Consider the following 1,225-nt stretch of genomic DNA (forward strand, 5'->3'; position numbering starts at 1 on the left):
GGCGCCTTTGTCGTTTCAGCACACGCCGTTGCAGCACAAGAAGTCGTTGCAGCGTGAGAACACGAAAAAGGCGCCCACTCGCGGTTGCGAGTGGACGCCCCTTCCGAGTTCCAGCGCTACAGCGCCTTGAGTTCCTCGGTAACCTCGGAGACCGACTTCTTGGCGTCACCGAAGAGCATCGAGGTGCCCTCGGCGAAGAAGAGCGGGTTCTCGATACCGGCGAAACCGGAGTTCATCGAACGCTTGAGCACGATGACGGACTTCGACTGGTCGACGTTGAGGATCGGCATTCCGTGATGTGGTGAAGCACGCTGCCGACGGTCTCGGCAGTGAGCGGCTGATCCGACTGCGACTTACGCAGCGTCGGAACGAGATACTCGCGAAGCATCGCGCGCGCACCGGCGGTGTACTCCGAGTTGTAGTACGGATCGCTCAGCGAGCCGCACTCGCCCCAGCCGACAGTCTCCACCGGGCCATTGGGGCCGTCGGTGGTGCCACTCACCTTCAGGACGAGGGTGTTACGCTCGAGTTGGGTGCTGAACGACGTGGTGAAGGGGGAGACGAGAGGGATGCGCAGTTCGCGCAATTCGACGGACTCAATGTGCATGGACTTGCTCTTCTCCGGTTGTCTCGCAGATTTTCGTGAACATGTAATAGCCGCTGGGGTCGAAGCCGGTCGATTGCCATTCCTTCGAGGCGATCAGTGGTTCGAGGTACTCGCGAAGCGCGTGTCGCCAGGCAAAGGCAGAGGCGCGGTCGACTGTTCTCAGATGCTCGATGTCTCTGGGTATTCCGACTGCGATATCGACGCAGTCGGGTGGGATCGGGAGCATTCGAGGCGTACCGTCTTCGGTGGGTTGAAGCACCTTGAATGTATCATTCACGGCCACAGTAGAACTCGGAGATCCACCGACGTCGAGGTCCCAACTGACGAGCATACGATCGCTGGCGTCGCCTGCATTGATTCCGTCTGCCATCGACCCGTAGAAATCCGGGTTGTATTCGGCCGGTTCGGCTCCGAGACGCTGAATGTTGAAATAGGCATTTCGTGCGACCAGTGGATCGAAGGTCCACCGGATCGTCCTGACGCCGCGCTCGATGCACCAGTCACGCTGATGATGCTTGAGGGCGCGGCCGATTCGGCTCGGGACCCAGGCCCGGTTGCGCGAGCTGGTACGCGACCACGGTGACCGGGTCGAGCTTTTCTGCGCACACGACCCATGGG

Annotated in this window: 2 protein-coding genes and 1 pseudogene; all 3 read right to left on the reverse strand. The window is 60.7% G+C overall.

Annotation, left to right across the window (positions count from 1 at the left end):
* Positions 1 to 116: 116 nt before the first annotated feature.
* Entirely contained in the window at positions 117 to 290 is a 174-nt protein-coding gene (locus ABT116_RS47900; RefSeq protein ID WP_351647773.1) for an NAD(P)(+) transhydrogenase (Re/Si-specific) subunit beta, read from the reverse strand.
* Entirely contained in the window at positions 233 to 607 is a 375-nt protein-coding gene (locus ABT116_RS47905) for an enolase-like domain-containing protein (protein WP_351647775.1), read from the reverse strand. Before ABT116_RS47905 ends, ABT116_RS47900 begins: the two co-directional genes overlap by 58 nt.
* Positions 597 to 1,225: pseudogene (locus ABT116_RS47910) on the reverse strand (hypothetical protein); the annotation flags it as partial. The pseudogene ABT116_RS47910 and the gene ABT116_RS47905, both read right to left, overlap by 11 nt.

Source organism: Streptomyces sp. NPDC002130 (genome assembly GCF_040296465.1).
Taxonomy (GTDB): domain Bacteria; phylum Actinomycetota; class Actinomycetes; order Streptomycetales; family Streptomycetaceae; genus Streptomyces.